General features: G+C 57.4%; 13 protein-coding genes and 1 pseudogene. 7 read left to right on the top strand and 7 right to left on the bottom strand.

The features are described from left to right. Positions 1-197: 197 nt before the first annotated feature. The 3 genes from JQ629_RS29250 to JQ629_RS29260 form a co-directional block, all read right to left on the bottom strand. On the bottom strand, positions 198-1,181 hold the full coding sequence (locus JQ629_RS29250) for an ABC transporter substrate-binding protein (protein WP_212415553.1): 984 nt from the start codon (positions 1,179-1,181) through the stop codon (positions 198-200). Positions 1,182-1,662: 481 nt separating this feature from the next. After that, positions 1,663-3,522, bottom strand: coding sequence for a PAS domain S-box protein (locus JQ629_RS29255; protein WP_212415554.1), 1,860 nt, complete (start codon positions 3,520-3,522; stop codon positions 1,663-1,665). Positions 3,523-4,890: 1,368 nt separating this feature from the next. Beyond that, positions 4,891-5,835 (bottom strand): LysR family transcriptional regulator, encoded by a 945-nt coding sequence (locus JQ629_RS29260; protein ID WP_283815962.1) that lies wholly within the window; start codon positions 5,833-5,835, stop codon positions 4,891-4,893. 159 nt (positions 5,836-5,994) lie between these two features. Between JQ629_RS29260 and JQ629_RS29265 the strand changes: the two genes are divergently transcribed. Both JQ629_RS29265 and JQ629_RS29270 read left to right on the top strand, forming a co-directional pair. After that, complete coding sequence (locus JQ629_RS29265; RefSeq protein ID WP_212415556.1) at positions 5,995-7,164, top strand: ABC transporter substrate-binding protein; 1,170 nt, start codon at positions 5,995-5,997, stop codon at positions 7,162-7,164. After that, positions 7,161-8,429: a flavin-dependent oxidoreductase gene (locus JQ629_RS29270; protein ID WP_212415557.1), complete on the top strand. Its 1,269-nt coding sequence runs from the start codon at positions 7,161-7,163 to the stop codon at positions 8,427-8,429. Before JQ629_RS29265 ends, JQ629_RS29270 begins: the two co-directional genes overlap by 4 nt. A 242-nt stretch (positions 8,430-8,671) precedes the next feature. Here the strand turns inward: JQ629_RS29270 and JQ629_RS29275 are convergent, their stop codons facing one another. After that, the gene (locus JQ629_RS29275; RefSeq protein ID WP_212415558.1) at positions 8,672-8,938 is read right to left on the bottom strand and encodes a PilZ domain-containing protein; all 267 of its coding nucleotides are present in this window, start codon (positions 8,936-8,938) and stop codon (positions 8,672-8,674) included. Between the two features lie 1,444 nt (positions 8,939-10,382). On the opposite strand from JQ629_RS29275, the gene JQ629_RS29280 reads away from it, so the two are divergent. The 4 genes from JQ629_RS29280 to JQ629_RS37980 all read left to right on the top strand — a co-directional run bounded on the left by JQ629_RS29280 (position 10,383) and on the right by JQ629_RS37980 (position 13,997). Further along, positions 10,383-10,637 carry a site-specific integrase gene (locus JQ629_RS29280; RefSeq protein ID WP_212415559.1) on the top strand — a complete coding sequence of 85 codons (255 nt, stop codon included), beginning with the start codon at positions 10,383-10,385 and terminating at the stop codon, positions 10,635-10,637. Positions 10,638-11,556: 919 nt separating this feature from the next. Next, positions 11,557-12,435 carry an ABC transporter substrate-binding protein gene (locus JQ629_RS29285; protein ID WP_212415560.1) on the top strand — a complete coding sequence of 293 codons (879 nt, stop codon included), beginning with the start codon at positions 11,557-11,559 and terminating at the stop codon, positions 12,433-12,435. 822 nt (positions 12,436-13,257) lie between these two features. Next, complete coding sequence (locus JQ629_RS29290; RefSeq protein WP_212415561.1) at positions 13,258-13,626, top strand: PRC-barrel domain-containing protein; 369 nt, start codon at positions 13,258-13,260, stop codon at positions 13,624-13,626. Between the two features lie 275 nt (positions 13,627-13,901). Then, positions 13,902-13,997, top strand: a complete 96-nt coding sequence (locus JQ629_RS37980; protein ID WP_502753434.1) for a ribbon-helix-helix domain-containing protein — start codon at positions 13,902-13,904, stop codon at positions 13,995-13,997. A 956-nt stretch (positions 13,998-14,953) separates the two neighbouring features. On the opposite strand, the gene JQ629_RS29295 is transcribed toward JQ629_RS37980, so the two are convergent. The 3 genes and pseudogenes from JQ629_RS29295 to JQ629_RS29300 all read right to left on the bottom strand — a co-directional run bounded on the left by JQ629_RS29295 (position 14,954) and on the right by JQ629_RS29300 (position 16,365). Continuing rightward, a complete protein-coding gene (locus tag JQ629_RS29295) occupies positions 14,954-15,739 on the bottom strand; it encodes a recombinase family protein (protein ID WP_349631341.1) in 786 nt (261 codons plus the stop codon). Beyond that, positions 15,735-15,878: pseudogene (locus tag JQ629_RS37985) on the bottom strand (LabA-like NYN domain-containing protein); the annotation flags it as partial. The gene JQ629_RS29295 and the pseudogene JQ629_RS37985, both read right to left, overlap by 5 nt. Before the next feature lie 85 nt (positions 15,879-15,963). Beyond that, positions 15,964-16,365 (bottom strand): response regulator, encoded by a 402-nt coding sequence (locus tag JQ629_RS29300; protein ID WP_212415562.1) that lies wholly within the window; start codon positions 16,363-16,365, stop codon positions 15,964-15,966. 224 nt (positions 16,366-16,589) lie between these two features. On the opposite strand from JQ629_RS29300, the gene JQ629_RS29305 reads away from it, so the two are divergent. Beyond that, positions 16,590-16,763, top strand: a complete 174-nt coding sequence (locus JQ629_RS29305; RefSeq protein ID WP_212415563.1) for a hypothetical protein — start codon at positions 16,590-16,592, stop codon at positions 16,761-16,763. The last annotated feature ends 893 nt before the right edge of the window (positions 16,764-17,656 follow it).

Genomic DNA, 17,656 nt, shown 5'->3' on the forward strand with positions numbered 1-17,656 from the left:
CGGTGATTCGTTGTTCAACGATCACCCCTTTGGCACATTCGATGCCTGGAGCGGGCGTCGTCCACTACATCAATCGCGTCGGTTTGACGGTCGGCCAGCCACTTCCGGTCTACCCTCGTCAACGGACATCGCCAGATCGGCTCGGCTCTTCCGCTTCGTGCCACAACCGGACTCATGCACTGCAGCAAATAGCATCTTTATTCAATCACCTCGTCGGCGCGAGCAAGAAGCGTCGGCGGGACAGCTATGCCGAGCGACTTCGCGGTCTTGAGGTTGACCGCGAGTACGAACCGGATGGGTTGCTCAACTGGTAGATCGGCGGGCTTGGCTCCATTCAGGATCTTCGCAACATATCCCGCAGACCGGCGAAACATATCCGGGAAACTCGGCCCATACGATAGCAACCCGCCATCACCCACATAAGCAGCCGCTTCCCAAACCGAGGGCAGGCGATGACGGGTGGCGAGCTCGATCAACTGCGTGCGCCAAAAATTCAGGAAAGGCGAAGCCATCGTCGCCATCCCATTGACGCCGCGCCCGATTGCCCGCTCGAACGTCTCCTCAAATTGGTCAGGATAGCTTGCTTCGACGATATCCGGCTCGACTGCCAATGCACGGGCCGCAGCCACTGCCTCCGCCACCGTGGCGGGAAGAATGCTCGAATGGTGCAATATCATCAGCCGCGTAACAGCCGGGACAACTTCCTTAAGCACTTCGATGCGTTTGGTCTCCAGATCAGCATTCGACATAGACAGACCAGTCGCGCTACCCCCCGGACGCGCGAGGCTCTTTACAACGCCACTTGCAATCGGGTCTCCGACGATAGCGAAAACGATCGGCGTTGCCATTCGTGTTGCCATCAGCGCGAGCACCGGCTGTGCACCGACAGTCACGATGATATCGAAATTACGCTTCGCAAGGTCCTCTGCGAGCTGGCGCAATCTCTCCGCTCGGCCATCCGCCCAGACATAGTCCACGGTGAGATTACGTCCCTCCACCAAGCCATTCTCAAGTAGTCCTTGCTTGAAGGCATCTATGTGGTTCGAGCTGACGGTTGATGAGCTTCCTGGTCCCAAAAAGGCGATGCGCGCAACACGTTCCGGCGATTGTTGTGCGCGTGCGCCAAGCGGCCAAAACGCCGTTGTGCCGCCAAGAATCGCGATGAAATCGCGGCGTTGCATGTGCCTCCTGGAAAAGCTTCGTGCGATACTCGAGCCTAGCACTTTGCGACCCGCCAGCGAGACAAATGACACCCCTCTCGCCCCAAAGGCGATCAGCCTTGATGTCGCAGTTGGGGTCATTCGCGTCGGTTTGGCCGGACCACGGCGACTTCCGGTCTCCCCCGGGAAGCGGACATAGTCACGGCCGGTCGGCATGTCTCAAAAGTGCCAATGGCGGTCATCTTAGGGTGCCGACATCAGACGTCCAAGGGAAGGGATCGGGCGAGATCGAATGGTTCGAGGCGACATAGTCGATCTCACCGCGCGTGATACCAATGTCCATATGGGAAGGGTGTGCCAAGCTTCCGGGCTCGTTCGCGAATGTGATCGATCGACCGGCCGAATATGGCGGCAGCGCGCGCAGCCGATGCTCCGCTTGCCACAAGCGCCTTGAGACGCTGGCTGTCATCTTCGGTCCAGGGTTGGTTTCTTCGGGAGCGCATTACGTCTTAGGACACCAAGCAGAAGCTACAGGTAACGAGCTTTCACGGGCGGCAGCGTAAGGAATGGGAACGGCTATCGAGCAGCGAAGCCCTATCGGGTCAAATTGGACGGTTACTTGTCCGTCAAGATCTTCAGCTAAGGTGCGTTCGAGAAGCGTAGATCCAAAACCGCGTCGTGTCGGCACAGAAACCGGAGGTCCACCCGTTTCAGACCAGAGTATGTGGACTTGCGGCTCCGCACCGTGTATTCGCTTCCATTCAACGTGGACCTGGCCGTCATTGGTAGAAAGCGCTCCGTATTTCCTCGCATTCGTACACAGCTCATGAAAAGCCATCGCAAGAGAAACGGCTTGTTTCGGCGACAGCAAAATCGTCGGTCCCGTGAGGAAAATTTGACCTGCGGTTGCGCCCTTCGAGTCGAGGGTCAGCTCAGCAAGCTCCGCCAACGAGGCGTTCTCCCAACTTGCATTCGTGAGCAGATCATGCGCCTGCCCCAGTGCAACGAGCCGTCCTTCAAAGGCACGCCGCGCCAAGACCGGGTCTACGTTCTTATTGAAGGATCGATGCGCAATCGCTTGAACCACTGATAGGGTGTTCTTGACGCGATGGTTGAGTTCGTCCACGAGTAGCTCCCGAGCCTTCTCAGCTTCCTGCCGTTCGGTGACGTCAACATTTGCCCCGATCATTCCCAAAAACTCGCCAAGCGGGGAGAATCGCGGATGCGCTCGTGCTTCGAGTGTACGATAGCGTCCTTTCGCATCGAGGTAACGAGCTTTCAGCGACACCGTACTCTGCTTTTCTATAGCGGACGCGACTTCATCGATCACGATGGCTTTGTCTTCGGGATGCAGCGTGTTGCTCCACTGGAATGCTGCAACCTCCTTTTCGGAAACGCCCCAGAATTCGCGAAGCATCTGATTGAGATGAACGCAGTTACCCTTCTCGTCACTGATCCAAATCATCACAGGTGCGTTCTCCGCCATTAGCCGAAAACGTTCTTCGGACGCGCGAAGTTCAATCTCCGCCTGCTTCTCTGCGGTGATGTCGTGTGCGACGCCGATAAATCCTATGTGATGCCCATGCTCATCGAACCTGGGCCGGGAGACAGCGTTTACCCATCGCCAATCGCCATTTCCCCGAGCGATTCTTATTTGAACTGGGAAGGGGTTGCCGGAGGCAGAAGTGGAGTTCGGTACCAGTGTCCGCAACTGCTCGGGCTCTGCTAATTGGGCAGCGTCGTCCGGGTGCACACGGCTGCGCCAATCAAGCTTTAGCGCCTCGTCGTGGCTGAGTGCGAAGAAGTCAGAATAGGCTTGATTCACGAAGGACCGTTCGCCGTTGAGCTGAGTAACCCACATTGGAATAGGTGCACTATTAGCTATTGACCGAAAGCGCTCCTCGCTCTCCCTCAGAATACGTTCCGCAAGTTTCGAGTCCGTCACATCGAAATGCGCGCCAATTAAGCGAACGGGTCGACCATCCGAATCACGTTCTATTTGAGCCGCAACGCGTACCCATCGCGTCTGACCGTCACTTGGCCTAACGATGCGGTATTCCGCCGAGTAGAGTTGGGTCGCATCGGCCAACGCATCCAGAAATTGCTGTTCTGTCCGTATCCGATCTTCGGGATGTATACGCGCAACCCAACTCTCATGAGACTCATTAGTGGCTGTTGGGGGGAGGCCGTGGATCGCTAGGTATTCTGGAGACCTCCGATTGCGATATCCGTCCCTCAGGTCAACTTCAACTCCACCAATGCCAGCAATCCGATGAATGAGAGCGAGCTCCGACTCGCGCGCCTGAAGCTTGCGGATCAGCTCATTTACGTCCTGGTCCGCGTCTATTACGAATACACTCAACTATAAGCCTCAATAGCCATCCCTAGCAGAATCACAGAGCTTGGCCTATCAATCAACTAAAACATCGGCCAGGGTTGACGGTTCCATCGGCACGCTTAGACTAGCTTAGGGCCCGTGATTGAAGCGGTAGTGCGTTGGTTCGCGGAGTCGTGGGCATGACTCCTGAACGAAAAGAACCCTATGACAGCAGCCTCTCATCGACCGCATATGTTGAAAGTCAAATTGCATCAGTATGGTCTCTCATTCAACATACTGTTCGCGATGCTGCAGGAGATTAAGGATCGCATTGCCCGAAGGGATATTCTCAAAGGAGCTGATGTCCGCTCTTGGCAGCCGTCGGATGGGCTCTTGCCCATACAAAGTCCGACGAGCATGAAGCATCATTCGAATGAACGGTTTCTTGCAGCTTTGCGTGAAGGTCCGTCAGAGGAAAGCCTCCATGAGCGACTGCAAGCCCGTCCGGAAAAAACAAAGCCCGAGGTGCATTGGCGGATAGCTGCACAGCTCGCTTGCCAGCCCGGGTGATTGTTTCTTGCGCTTGATGACTGTTCAGAAATTCGGAGAAGTCTGATGAAGGGACCGTGGAGGTGAACTAATCGCCGCCACAAGATTTTTCCTGGCCGTCTCACGACGAACGCATCGACGGACATTTCGATCGCGGCCCGGCTTGTACTGGATGCCGTGAATAAGCTCCATGTGTTTGCGTCGGTGAGATGAAGGGCTGAGGCCAATTGGAGTCACGCCGGTGATCAAGCTGCGCGATCTGCTGTGCAAGCTAGTCAGCGGAAAAAGCCGCGATGAGAAGATCGTGCTTCTGGGTGCTTATACGTAGGAGATTCATGGCTACCGATCGCAAGAGCGCGAGAAGGTCGAAACAATCGCGCGGCATTTCGGCTGGCGGCTACGCGTTGTCGCTGTCCCGACGAACAACTTGGCTACAGACTTCAAGCGTCTAGCGGCCTACGGTTGCGTAAACCGCTGGTCACACCAGTTACGTGATTGCAATTTATGGTATTTTTATTCACTGATAGCTGCCGGGTGTTGAGGTACAGGATTATCCATTACATTATTTTCTGGCGCCCTGTAATTTGCTTGTGACCTACGCGGCTGCCTCGCTATCTACGCGCCTTGGATTATAAGGTACGAGTCCAACGGCACGAACTCCCTTCAGGTAAGGTCGCTTCATAGGTGTAGCGCGTACCCTTGGCCGGCCTGATGTTGAAGAACCTCTGAGCGACCTTGCCTAAATAACACTTCCGAGATGGTGACATCGTTTTCGACCTGCGCAGTATGCGACAGCTCATCGCCGGCGAATGACATACTGATTGATGAGCGAGCAGACTGCCGCGGGCCCAAACGCAGACATTACTATATCGCATCCGAGATCGATTTTGCGACGGCGCGCGCCGAACTGATGAATATCTGGGCGAGCGGACTGGGGGTGCGTTTCTTCACCGTGATGACGACGACCGAGCCCAGTACGGTCGGCACCTTGACCGGCAGAATCTTGAGCCCCACACGCCTGGCATTGAACCGCGCCACCGAACTCGGCAGCAGCCCGACAAACCTCCCGGTAGCAATCATGGTCGTCGTCAATTGAACCGACAGAGTGAGGATGCCCGCGCGCGGTTGCCGCAGTCCATGCTCGCGAAAAATCTCGGCGATCAGCACCCCGGGAACGCTGTCGGGGGGCGGCAGTACCCAGGCTTCCCCGGCAAGCTCGGCAAGTTCGATCTGGCGACGCCGTGCCCATTGGCTGTCGATCCCCGCCACCACGGAGAAGGGTTCGTCGAACAACGGCTCCGAGACGAGATCTTCATCGACGAACGGCCGCGGCATTCGCGCGATCAGGAGTTCGACGTTGTGCTTGCGCAACTGGTCAAACTGCATCAACGCCGTATCGGCGTGGATGACCTTCAATTGCACGCGGGGGTGTTGCCCAAGAAAATGCTCCGTGATCGCAGGCAGCACACCGGCCAGGATGATTTCGGGACAGCCGACGGCCAGTTCACCGGCCGTCGGATCGACGAGGAACTCAATGCGCTTGAACCCTTGGCGCATCTCGTCGAACACGTTGGCGGCTGCCTCGATCAACGCCCTTCCATATGGCGTAGGCTCGACTCCCCGGGAACTGCGGTCGAACAGGCTGACGCCCAACGTCTGCTCCAGTTCGGAAATCGCCTTAGAAACAACGGGGTGCGAGATGGCCAGCATGGCGGACGCCTTCGCCATGCTGCCGGATTCCGCCACCGCGAGCACGATGTGAAGGTCGCGCAAACGGACGCGATGGCCGACGCGGTCTGACCAGTCCATTCTTCGACCCTTAGTCTGGAGGCTACAGGGATGTCGAAAAATCGAACTTCCAAACTACAGCATTTGGCGACAACAATTCAACCAACATTCAAGCCATCCAAACATTTCAGGAATACCAACGCCGCGAAACAGCACCGACAACCTTTACGGAGGACGGCCATGTTGAGCAGATCTATCGCCCGAACCATTGCAATACTCGGCGTGACGGCCGCTACCGCGAGCAGTTCGAACGCACAGAATACGGTCAAAATCGGCATGGTGATGCCGATGACCGGGACGCTGGCAAGTGCAGGCCTGCAAGTGATCTCCGGCGCCCGCCTTTACATCAAGCAGCACGGCGATACCGTGGCCGGCAAGCGGATCGAGCTGATCGTCAAGGACGGCGCTTCATCCGGTGAAACCGGAAAGCGGCTCATTCAGGAACTGGTTGTCAACGAAAAGGTCGACGTCATTGGCGGCGGTTTGACGGCGGATCTGCTGTTCAGCGCGCCATTGCTGACCGAAGCACGGAAGCCGACCGTCATCATGATTTCGAGCACGACGGCCGTGGTGGAAAAATCGCCCTTCTTCGTCCGGACCAGCGGCACGCTGGCGCAATCCTCCGCCATCATGGCGGATTGGGCAATCCAGAACAGCCTCGGCAAAGCGGTGACCCTTGTGACGGAATTTGCGCCCGGACTTGAGGCGGAGGAGACCTTCGCCAATAACTTCAAGGCCGGCGGCGGCCAGATCACGGAAACGATCCGCGTCCCGTTGCGAAACCCCGACTTCGCGCCGTTCCTGCAACGGGTCCGGGACGCGGCACCGCAAGCCGTGTTCGTGTTCATTCCGTCGGTCCAGGCCGCCACCTTCGCCAAGCAATTCACGGAGCGCGGCCTCGACAAGGCCGGCATCAAGCTGATCGGGCCCGGCGATCTGACCGACGACGAGGCGCTTTCGAACATGGGCGACGCCATGCTGGGTGCCGTCACAGCACATTTTTACTCAGCCGCGCATCCGTCTGCCTTGAACAAGGTTTTCGCCGACGAATACCAGAAAGACAACCATGCTCGCGCCAACTTCATGGCGGCGAGTGGTTACGACGGCATGCACGTAATCTATGAGGCGTTGAAAAAGACCGGCGGCGCAACGGACGGCAAGGCGCTGGTCTCGGCTATGAAGGGCAGCACCTGGGAGAGCCCGCGCGGTCCGATGTCGATCGACCGCGCAACCGGCGAAGTCGTCCACAACATCTACATCCGGAAAGTCGAGAAGGTGGAGGGCGAACTGCGCAACGTCGAGTTCGTGACCTTCAGCAACGTCAGGGATCCCCGCGTCGCGGCGAAATGAAGAAGATGGAAATCATCGTCGTCGGAGGCGGTATTGGCGGGCTGAGCCTAGCACTCAGCCTCCATCAGGCCGGCATCAATGTCCGGGTCTATGAGACGGTGCGCGATCTCTCGCCGCTCGGGGTCGGCATCAACCTTCAACCGGCCGCCGTGCGCGAACTTGTCGACCTCGGGCTCGGCGATGCACTCGCCGAGACCGGCAACGCCACCCAACGGCTGAACCTGTGCAACAAGTTCGGACAGTTGATCCACAGCGAGCCCAGAGGGACGGCGGCCGGATATCGATGGCCGCAATATTCAATCCATCGCGGACGTCTGCAGTTCCTGTTGCTAAGGGCCGTGCGCGAACGCATCGGCCAAAATTTCCGTAGCGGACTGACCTTCACGACGTTCGAGCAAATTGGCCGAAAGGTCCGGGGCCGCTTCCGCGATCGAGAATCCGGCACGGAGGTGATCGACGAAGCGGATGTCCTGATCGGCGCCGACGGCATCCATTCCGCGGTTCGGCGTCAAATCCATCCCACCGAAGCCGGTCCGCGCTTCGCCAGGCAATTGATGTGGCGCGCCGCCGTCGAGGCCGAAGCTTTCCTGGACGGCCGGACGATGGCCATCGCCGGACATTTCCATCAGCGGATCATCGCCTATCCCGTTGCCCGTGCTGCGAGCGGCAAACGGCTCACCAACTGGCTTTGCCAGATGACCGTGCCTGACGAGGCACCGCCGCGGGAAGACTGGAACAAGCGTGTCACAAGGGACAAGGTGCTGGCGGCGTTCGGCCGGTGGAAGTTTCCCTGGCTCGATATGCCGGCGCTGATCGAGCAGTCGCCGGATATTTTTGAATTTCCGCTGGTCGACCGCGACCCCGTTTCGACATGGACATGCGGCCGCGTCACCCTGCTCGGCGATGCCGCCCATCCGATGCAGCCAATCGGCAGCCAGGCCGGGTCCCAGGCGATCCTAGATGCACGGTTGCTTACAGCTGCGCTGAGCGCAATTTCCAATCCGGTCGAGGCACTACAGCATTACGACACGACACGCCGGCCCGTCATGAATGACATAACGCTGCGCAATCGCAGCTTTGGGCCGGAGGCCGCCATGCAACTGGTAGAAGAGCGAGCGCCAAACGGCTTCGTCCGGATTGAGGACGTGATTTCACGGCACGAACTGGATTCCATTGCCAACTCATTCGCCGTCGCCGCGGGTCTTGATGTCGAAACGGTCAATAACGGGCTGTCCTTCGTGCACGCGAGCCGAGAGTCAACATGAGAAACCCCCAACGTCTGGCTGGTCGAACTCGCGCAAAGCTCCGATTGAGTGCCGCCGTCCGAAATGGGTCATTCGCGTCGGTTTGACCGGACCACGGCGATTTCCGGTCTATCCCGGTGAACGGGCATTCTCAGGATATACTGGCATGTCCAGAGGTGCCAATAGGGCGACATCGCCAAGGTGGCGACGAGAGTTGGGATCACTGAGCTCATCCTAGGCGCATATCGATTTCCGCTCGTTGCTCAGCTCCCAAGGTCCGGTTCACTCAGGCGGTCGAACGTTACGCCTACACACGTCGGCTTGCGCCAAATAACGTAACAATGTTGCCTGAGATGACCATCAGCCATCAGCAAGGTGATCTCGTGCGGAATTGAACACGCGCGCGCCACTTCTAGCGCCGCGCCCATTGGAGATATATTTCGGATAGTGCAGTTGACCGTTCTACCAGCGAACTCAATGGTTCCTGTTCTATGAACTTCGTGTCTGGGCGTTGTTCGGCGCTCGATCATCGGTCGAGCCTCGGCCGAAAATCTAAAAACTAACTAAACTAAATCGTTAGCTTTGGCCGGACATAGAACCTGCTCAGCCAAGCTGTCTACACATCCGTTGGCGGTCCTGATGACCAAAGCCACGCGGGCGTGGCACCGCATTGGCCTTTGACCGGGACGCCCCCACTCCTCGCAGGATTCCGCTGCCGGTTGAATAATAGCGGCGGGAACCATTCCCGCCGAAAGTTACTGTCAGCTTTTCGACAGACTTCTTGGTCCGCGCTCATCGTTAGTGATGTAGATCACATCGCCACGGACCCCTCGAGGCATATGCACGCTCCGGATCATCCCACTAAATGAGGAGCGCCCGATGAACGGATTCGTCGAGGACTTTTTGCGCAGAACGTCGGACAGAGCGCAAGCTCAGTTCAATGCGATCGCTTGGGCTGCGCTATCAGGCGGTCTCGCTCTGCTGGTAGCGGTTGTTTCCGTGGCACGCACTCAAGGCGGGTTCTAGGAAATCCTCAGCCGGTTCGACGATTCCGAGCGCTATGCGACAGACCCGGAATACCGAATAGCATAGTCGAACCAAGGCGTGGGAACGGCCATAGCCATTCTCAGGACAAATCAACTAAAGTGTAATTGCTCGTCTGTCCTATGAATGGAAAGCAGGAGGTTGGTGGCTCAAGCCCCCACTTTAGCACTAACAAAATCAATCAATTGGGAGAGCGTCTTCAGGAGACCTTCCTCGACGTTTAACAAGGAGCCTGGAATGGCCGACCCAGCGAAATACTCCATCACCACTTTTCAGCGACAGCCGGGTTTGTGGCGCGCCTCGATAACGCGAACAGACCGACGCCCCTGCATCGCTTCTCGGACAAACGGGAAGGAAATATTGAGCATCGTGACGCCGTTGGATTCGGGTTCCGAAGATGCTGCGGGCGACGCGGCCAAGGCCGTCATCAGAAAGCTTTGACCCCGCTGGTGCTCACAATCCGTGAAGCCCCTTCGTGATCGGCTTGGGACGACACAATTGCCCCTCCCGACGAAGCCATTTTTCTACGCCGCGAAGACACGGTGAAACAGCCGGGTGGTCTGATGATTCCTGACCGACAGGTGGGATCATGCGGGATTTAAGCAGCATTTGATGATCGAAATTTGTCTGGTCCGGAGCCGCAAAATGATTACGATCAAAATCACCTCAGCCATTATCTGCGCTGGTATCCGGCAAGAGCATCACGTCCACATAAGGGTCAAACGCTACAAGTCGTTTATCCTGAACCCGAAGTCCGCTTTGACCCGAAAGGCGGCCTGATTTCAACGCCCGATGACTCGTGCTTCTTGCCTTTTTAACTGAGCCGAGGAGTTGGCGATGCAAGATCAAATGAATGCGACCCCGCCCCCAAGCGAGCGCCGTGGAACAAGGGCAAGCTGACCGGGGCGAACCCGCCGCTACGACCCAAACATGTCTGCTCGATCCGAACGAAGGCGCGCCTGCGATCTCGCCATGTTCAATCTGGCAATCGACAGCAAGCTTCGCGGCTGTGATGTCCTCGCTAACCGGGTCGAGGATGTCGCCGCGGGCGGATACACGGCGGATCGCGCGACTGTCCGGAAAAAGAAAACTGGACGGCCTGTCAGATTTGAATTGAGCGAGCAAACCCGCCAGGCGGTCGACGACTATCTAAAGATCGCCGGCAAGCGGCCCGGCGAGTTCTAGTTCGCCGGCCATTGCGGTCCTAACCGCAGCATGACAACGCGCCAATATGCCCGTCTCGTCTCTGAGTGGGTCGGCAGCGTTGGTCCCTATGAGCAGGAAAGGCGTAACGTAGATGGCAAGTATCTCAAGTGCGCGCATGGGCTGAGTTTCCAGACTGCCTCCATGGTCGATTATACCACCGAGCTTCAGTGGCGCGAGCCGCCAAGCCACACGGGAAACGTTGTTCACGGTCGGAGAACCACAGGCGCTTGCGAGCGTCGTTGTCACCATGGCGGCTGTAAGCCCGGAGAAGCAAGCCATTCCTGACCGACGACTAACGCACGCGCACGGGCTGGAGTTCTGTCCATTTGTGAACACAACTCGAATTAGGCAAGGCGGTCTTTGCGCAAAGGGGGTGGGTTGTTAGACGATGCCCAGTTCAGTGCGGAAATCGGTCGTCGAAATTAAATACCGAGAACAGCGCAAACTACGGTAACTCAATTGCCACACAGCGCAGGTTCTCGCTTCTCTGTGTCCATTAATGTGCAGACGAAGCTGGAATGAAGGGTAAGCTTCCCTATGCCGGAAACCGGCAGCGGCGGCGGTTGCGGACTCGTCGAGGAACCTCCAAGCCTTGAACGAGTCCGCTCGCGCAGCTCGTCGACTGTCGCGCGCCATGCTCGAAATCTACAATCGACCGCATCGTCCAACGGCTGAACATTTGCCGATTGCATGATCTTGAAGCGAATTAGTCCCCGACGCGGGCTGGACGTGATAGCGTTCGACATATTGGACCGAGCCTTGGGGGTAACCCTTGAGACGCCGCCAACTCCTCATCCGCCTCGGCTACGCGGCGGCGTCACCTATCCTCTTGGCGCTCGCTCCCCGACCAATCGCTCGAGCGCAGGCGACTTCGAGCGCAACTCGGAAGATAGGCGTAGTGACGCTCGCAGTGTCGCAGTCCTCGCATATGTTTAAGGCTTTCATCACCGGACTGCGGGAACTCGGCTACGAACACGGAAAGAACATCGTCCTCGAATTTCGTTATGCCGAGGGGCAACCTGATAGATTGCCCGAACTTTTGAATGAAGTTCTGGCGCAGAACGTCGACATTATTGTCGTAGAGAGCATCGCGGCAGCGATATTGGCGAAGAAGGCTTCGCAGACAATTCCAATAGTTGTGGCCATTGCCTCTGACCCGGTCGGAGCGGGTGTGTTCGCAAGCTTTGCTAGGCCCGGCGGCAATGCCACGGGCCTTTCGCTGCAATCGGAGGAGATCACCGCCAAGCGGATTCAACTCATAACAGACGTCGTGCCCGGAGTGGCGTCAATGGCCGTCCTCTACAACCCGAACCGGGCAACAATTGAGACGAACATCAAAGAGACCGAGGTTGCCGCACGCAAAATGGGAGTTCAGGTTCGGTTCATTCCGGTAGAAACGCCTGACAATCTGCCCATGGCATTGGAGCAAATGGCCAGTGGGTGGCCGGAAGTAGTCATGACGCTTCCGGACGGAATGCTCCTAAGCCTGGCCAAACCCATCGGCGCGTTCACGGTCAACCGCCGCCTTCCGGGCATTTTTCCGGAGCGCGATTTCGTCGAGGCCGGCGGCTTAATGGCCTACGGTCCTAGTCTAGTGGCGCACTTTCACAGAGCAGCCGCATATGTCGATAAAATTTTAAAGGGAGCAAAGCCTGCCGATCTTCCAGCCGAGCAGCCGACGCGTTTTGAGCTCGTCCTCAATTTGAAAGCGGCGAAGTCACTTGGTCTCACTTTCTCATCTTCTATTACCATCCTCGCTGACGAGATCATCGAATGACCGTCAGCTATCGTAAAAACACTCTCCACGCCGATCATTGCTGCGAGGGTGCGGTATGCGAGGAAGCGGGCGTCGAGAGAAGCGGCACCAAGGAACCCGATCACAGGCATCCTTGGCTACTGCGCCCCTGCAGCGAGCGACCGTACAGCCGCACCGTCGAGGCCGTAGGATGGCTGCCCGGTGGAGTGAAGTAATTATCTCACGTCGTGGCGGGGGCAATCTGGAACGTGTTCGAAAGAGCCGAACGCATTCGGTGCTTGCCACGGCACTGAAGTCCGGTGTGGGTCAAAAACGACGCTTTTATCACTCGGAGATGACTCCCGGTCCACTCCAATAGAGCAGGTCTCAAAGGTGCCAACAACAGTGGGGGGCGTGGCGGTCGGTCCACCCGACTCGATCCAGCGCAAACTGAGCCTTCCGCCTGCTGTGACGGTCCATGAGATTTCAACGTGACCACCCGCTGCCGATAGCGATCCGTATTTTGCCGCGTTGGTCGCGGGCTAGTGCAAGGAGATTGCAGCAGCCTGAGCCGTACTCGGTTCCAGCATAACGGCTGGCCCGTCAATTCGCACGCGTGCCGCATTCTCCCCGCTGTAAGCCAGAAGCTCCTGCGTGGCCAAACAGTGAAGCTCCGCCGCGCATATGCAGGACTGGTTGCTCTCGCCGACTGGCATTCGTCCGATCGGTCCTGCTGCTAATGCTCCGTTCACATGCTGATTATGCAGACAGCAGCGCGAGTGTTGGCAATCGCTTTCGCCGAGTGCGGCAAATCGACAACCTCAGGAACGAACTGCTGAAAAACCAGTTTCCCCGTATCTGACTATGGAGACGCACATGGAAGAACGAGAAACAGGCAGCCTTATTGGCAGCGACAAAGTTGAAGGGACCCCGGTGTACAGCGCCGACCGTAAGGAGATCGGTTCGATCGAGCGTGTGATGATCGACAAGGTGAGCGGGAAAGTATCCTATGCGGTACTGAGCTTCGGCGGCTTCCTTGGCATCGGTGACGACCACTATCCACTCCCTTGGCAGTCGCTGAAATATGACACCACTTTGGAAGGGTACGTGACAAGCGTTGCTCCGGCGAAAATCGAAGGCGCCCCGAAATATAGCAACGATGATAACTGGAACTGGGCCGACGCGAACCGTACGCGGTCCGTAAACGAGTACTACGGCGTGCCTTACGTCTGATACCCCAGTTGCCTTACGTTTGTTTCCCTTGGCGCCGGTTCGCCGGAGCCTTTTTCGATGGCGGAGGGCAACCCTGAAAATCAGGTAACGGTATCACTATCGGTCATCGATAACTGCCGGGACGGGACGATGATATCGGGCCAACGCCATCAGCTATGGCCTCTTCCTACCGACCTTGTCCATTCACTCTTCCGGCGAGAACGTCGCTACCTCATCGCTCTATGGCGTGCCCGTTGTTGATCCCGATGAACCTGGACGGCTGGCGAGCGCTGCGGATGCTAGCTGCTGAGACGGATACCACGCTTAATGCACTGGCAATCGAGGCGTTGAATGATTTGTTGAAGAAAAAGGGAAAGCGGCCGGCCGTCTAAAATTCGCTGCGGTATGACGTCTAGCCCTCTATGGGGCATCGGCGGGTATGGCGCCTTTTCGGGAAATAGGAACAACCCCTCCCCCAATTGATTGTGGTGTGGAGAAGGAGATTGGCTATGTCGATACGCCTCCCCGTCAAATTACTCATTACAGCTCTTGTGCTTTCGCCCATTGCCTCATTTGCTCAAGGTGGTGGAGGCGGAGGCGGCGGTGGAAGCTCGGGCGGAGGGTCCGCTGGGGGCAGTTCGTCAAGCGGCGCGTCTGCCGGCGGCGCTTCGGGAGGGTCTGTGGGGACCAGTCCCGGAACTGCAGCCCCTAGCGCAGGCTCCGCTGGAGCTGGGAGCTCGGCCATCAGCGGCGCACCGAACGGGCCCGCGAATCCTGCGGGTCTCAACAATTCGTTGAACGACCCCAGTGGGGCGGCTAATGCTGCTGCAGCTCCGAATGCACCGGGCACGAATACGGTGGGGACCGCCAATTCTGGAGGTTCGCCTGGAAATGCTGGCGGGAGAAACTCCGCACCTCGCGGCTCTGTTACAACGGGAACGGCAGGTAACAGAGCTGGCGGCACAAGCACTGGCCGCATCGATGGTACGGTAACGCCAGGCGGCCCATCCATTCCCGCTGACGCGGTGATTAGCCAAGAGAACGCTAAGGTCGATGCAAAGGTGAAAAGTATCTGCAAGGGATGTTAAAAGGCGGGTAGTGGACATTTTAATTGTGGCAGAGATCCGGGCTGGAATGTTGACCGTCACTCATGAACACGCAAAAACCCTAGCCGAGCTGGCGAGCATTTTGGTTAGCCTGAGCTCTCATCCTCAGCGTGGTTCGAGGGCCGCGCTATCTGGTTTGTGCGTTCGGGGACGTGCGTCAAGCTTTGAAGAGCGACGATCAGAAGACGGCCCCAGCTCCGGGAAGGAACTGAGGCGTCCTTTGCTGAGCTTGAAATTCCCGCCTATAAAAAGCTATCAGACCGGGCCGAGAGATTGGCAACCGATGACGGATGCCATGCGCCGCCGCGCGGAGATTTAAACCCCCGCCTGTTCAACGCTTGCGCGATTGCTCGCAGGGTCGTAGCCCCTTCAGACCGCACGGCCTGGACGACAGGCACTAAGCTCTCGACAAACCGATCCGCGCCTTCGATCAGGGCCGCTCGGCCGAGATTGCCCGCCTGCGCTAAATTGCGCGGATTGCCCAAAGCCGTTCCCGCCGCCTTCTTTGCAGCCAAGGCCGCCTTTGTCCGCTCCGAGATCATGCGCCGTTCCTTCTCGGCCAGAGCCGCGTAAAGATGCAGCATGAAGGGATCTGCATCTCGGCCGAATTCGGCCACGATAAATGGCACCCGCTGGGCCATAAGACCGGCCACAAAGGCCACGTCGCGCGATAGGCGGTCGAGTTTGGAGACAACTACGCTGCACTTCGCAGCCTTTGCTGCAGCCAGCGCCGCGGCCAGCTGCGGGCGCCTGTCCAGGGCGTCCGCTCCTTTCCCGGTTTCAGCTTCGATATATTCGCCAGCAATTGTGAGGGATTCATTGGCAGCGAAGCGCTCGATGGTGGCTCGCTGAGCGTCAAGGCCGAGGCCAGAGCGATGCTGCCGTTGCGTAGAAACTCTCAGATATGCAATCACGCGCTCCATGACCAAAGGGCATACCACCGTATGCGGTTTGGTCGTAGCGTCAACAAGAGCAACATAGTTGCTGTTTTTATGTTGCAGCAGCGCAGGCGAATGCAGTGAAAGCATCGACCGCAAGTTCGATACCATTATTGCGCTTGTATTTGCACCGGCCCTCACCATCATCGAACTCTTTGATTGAGTTCGTACGCACTGCGAAATTATTATAGTCGAGCCAATCGATGAGAGGCCGGGGCGCTTGAAATTCTTCAGCGATAATCGTTTAGTAATACGCACGCCACTATCGCATCGAGCGGCGAGTTTCTGCCGCTTCAGTGGCTAGTTGGTCAGCCTCATCTGGCTGTCTCGGGAGCGATGGGCCCGGGTCCGGCATTCAGGAGCTGCGAAACTACGGTCACGAGCTGCGTCGGCACAAACGGCTTGGTCAGCAAAATACTGTTCGGCACGCCTTCCACTGCCCATTCGTCGGCATTTCCTCCTGTGATATAAATGACAGGCAATGCCGGATTGAATGCCCTGGCTCGCCGTGCGACCGACCAACCCCTCACACGGTCTCGCCCAAATGCAACATCGATGACAATCGCGCGGTAGCTATTGGCGTTCAATAGTATTGCCGCCTCCTCGCCTGTTGAAGCAACCGTGGGTGAAAAGCCTCCATCGCTCAGCGTTTCTTCAACGATACTTTGTATAGAGGTGTCATCATCGACTACCAGAACGGCAATGGCCTCGTTCATAGCTGCCTCCAGTGCGCCCTCAACCGTTACGCGGAGAATCGCTATAGGTTCCCGTCCGGAGATAGGAAAAGAAAATTACGTTGCAACGCCATGATGTAGGCCGCCGCCTCTTTTTGACGCACGGAGCTTCCTCGGCGTGATTAGCATCACAGCTTCACCGATCTAAACTCGATAAAAGTGCCGATACAGGCGACATCCCGCGCCGGCAAATAGGAGTAAAGGCAATGGCCAAGTCTGAGGAGCGTGTGCTTTCAACGGATGAACTGGATGCCGTCAACGGTGGCAAAGACAATCTGGTCGTGTGCATTAGAACGCAGAAATTTAGCCTCGGATTTATGGATATCAACGTTGCAAAGTGCGAGAACGGCCAGACTATTATCTATCCGACGTTCGATTGACGTTCTCTGCTTGCGCCCATCACGATTGCGGTCAGTCATCCGCGGCGCGAAGCTAGGCGGCCAAGCCTAGCTTGGATACCACCAAGACAACCAACGCCTCGAACCGTTCGAACTATACTTCTGGACTGAACGTATCATTCCCGTGACCGGCAATCCGCCTTTTCGCCTCGGTATTGGGCATAGCGGCAACGTCGAGCCTCCATGGGACTCGTGATTTCGATGATTGCAAGCAGCACCATGGTAGCGGTACGCGAAACAGTTCCGCGACGATCCAGACCATATCAGGGAAGCGTTAACCAAAATTCTCCCCGATCCGGCGCTACCAGCATCGCACTACCCGGGTGGCCGTAGCTCCTTGGAAGCTACCCAATTATCTATTTTGGCGTAGGACCGGTATTGCCGGGCTTTCTCGATCAGAGCATCACGCTCTGGGCTTGGTGGCATCACGTCGGCTTGCCGTGAACACTCTTCCGCCATGCGCGCATAATCAGCTGCTTTCATTTTGTCCCCCCTGTTATGGTAGTACCAAAGTCTAGGTCACTAATCGGGGCGGAACTTGGCCGAAAATAAAGCCGCTGGTTGACGCACTTTTTGCATCTCGAAGGCGACGGGCACCAACTCAAAAGCCAATCCCCGGCCCTGACCTCGTCTAGGATTTCCTGACGACCGCGCCGAACGTGGTCGTCGAGCCGCTTCACCCGAGGGCCATGTCGGTGATACTAACAACCGACGAGGAGCGTGACGTCGGCTGCGGGCACGCTTTGAAGATCGTGGCGCGCAGCGTCGACAAGGACGGCAACGCCGTTTCGTGCCCGTAAAAGCACGGGAGCCTTAACCAGCATCGCGCGCATCAAGCCTAATGAACGACTTTGGTTGCGGATGCGCGAAGGCCG

The sequence above is a fragment of the Bradyrhizobium sp. AUGA SZCCT0222 genome (genome assembly GCF_018130205.1).
GTDB lineage: Bacteria > Pseudomonadota > Alphaproteobacteria > Rhizobiales > Xanthobacteraceae > Bradyrhizobium.

Excerpts from the sequence above, each read along its gene's own strand:
- JQ629_RS29250 (WP_212415553.1), bottom strand. The coding sequence starts at position 1,181 with ATGCAACGCCGCGATTTCATCGCGATTCTTGGCGGCACAACGGCGTTT.
- JQ629_RS29260 (WP_283815962.1), bottom strand. The coding sequence starts at position 5,835 with ATGGACTGGTCAGACCGCGTCGGCCATCGCGTCCGTTTGCGCGACCTT.
- JQ629_RS29265 (WP_212415556.1), top strand. The coding sequence starts at position 5,995 with ATGTTGAGCAGATCTATCGCCCGAACCATTGCAATACTCGGCGTGACG.
- JQ629_RS29270 (WP_212415557.1), top strand. The coding sequence starts at position 7,161 with ATGAAGAAGATGGAAATCATCGTCGTCGGAGGCGGTATTGGCGGGCTG.
- JQ629_RS29275 (WP_212415558.1), bottom strand. The coding sequence starts at position 8,938 with ATGATCGAGCGCCGAACAACGCCCAGACACGAAGTTCATAGAACAGGA.
- JQ629_RS29280 (WP_212415559.1), top strand. The coding sequence starts at position 10,383 with ATGTCTGCTCGATCCGAACGAAGGCGCGCCTGCGATCTCGCCATGTTC.
- JQ629_RS29290 (WP_212415561.1), top strand. The coding sequence starts at position 13,258 with ATGGAGACGCACATGGAAGAACGAGAAACAGGCAGCCTTATTGGCAGC.
- JQ629_RS37980 (WP_502753434.1), top strand. The coding sequence starts at position 13,902 with ATGCTAGCTGCTGAGACGGATACCACGCTTAATGCACTGGCAATCGAG.
- JQ629_RS29295 (WP_349631341.1), bottom strand. The coding sequence starts at position 15,739 with ATGCTTTCACTGCATTCGCCTGCGCTGCTGCAACATAAAAACAGCAAC.
- JQ629_RS29300 (WP_212415562.1), bottom strand. The coding sequence starts at position 16,365 with ATGAACGAGGCCATTGCCGTTCTGGTAGTCGATGATGACACCTCTATA.
- JQ629_RS29305 (WP_212415563.1), top strand. The coding sequence starts at position 16,590 with ATGGCCAAGTCTGAGGAGCGTGTGCTTTCAACGGATGAACTGGATGCC.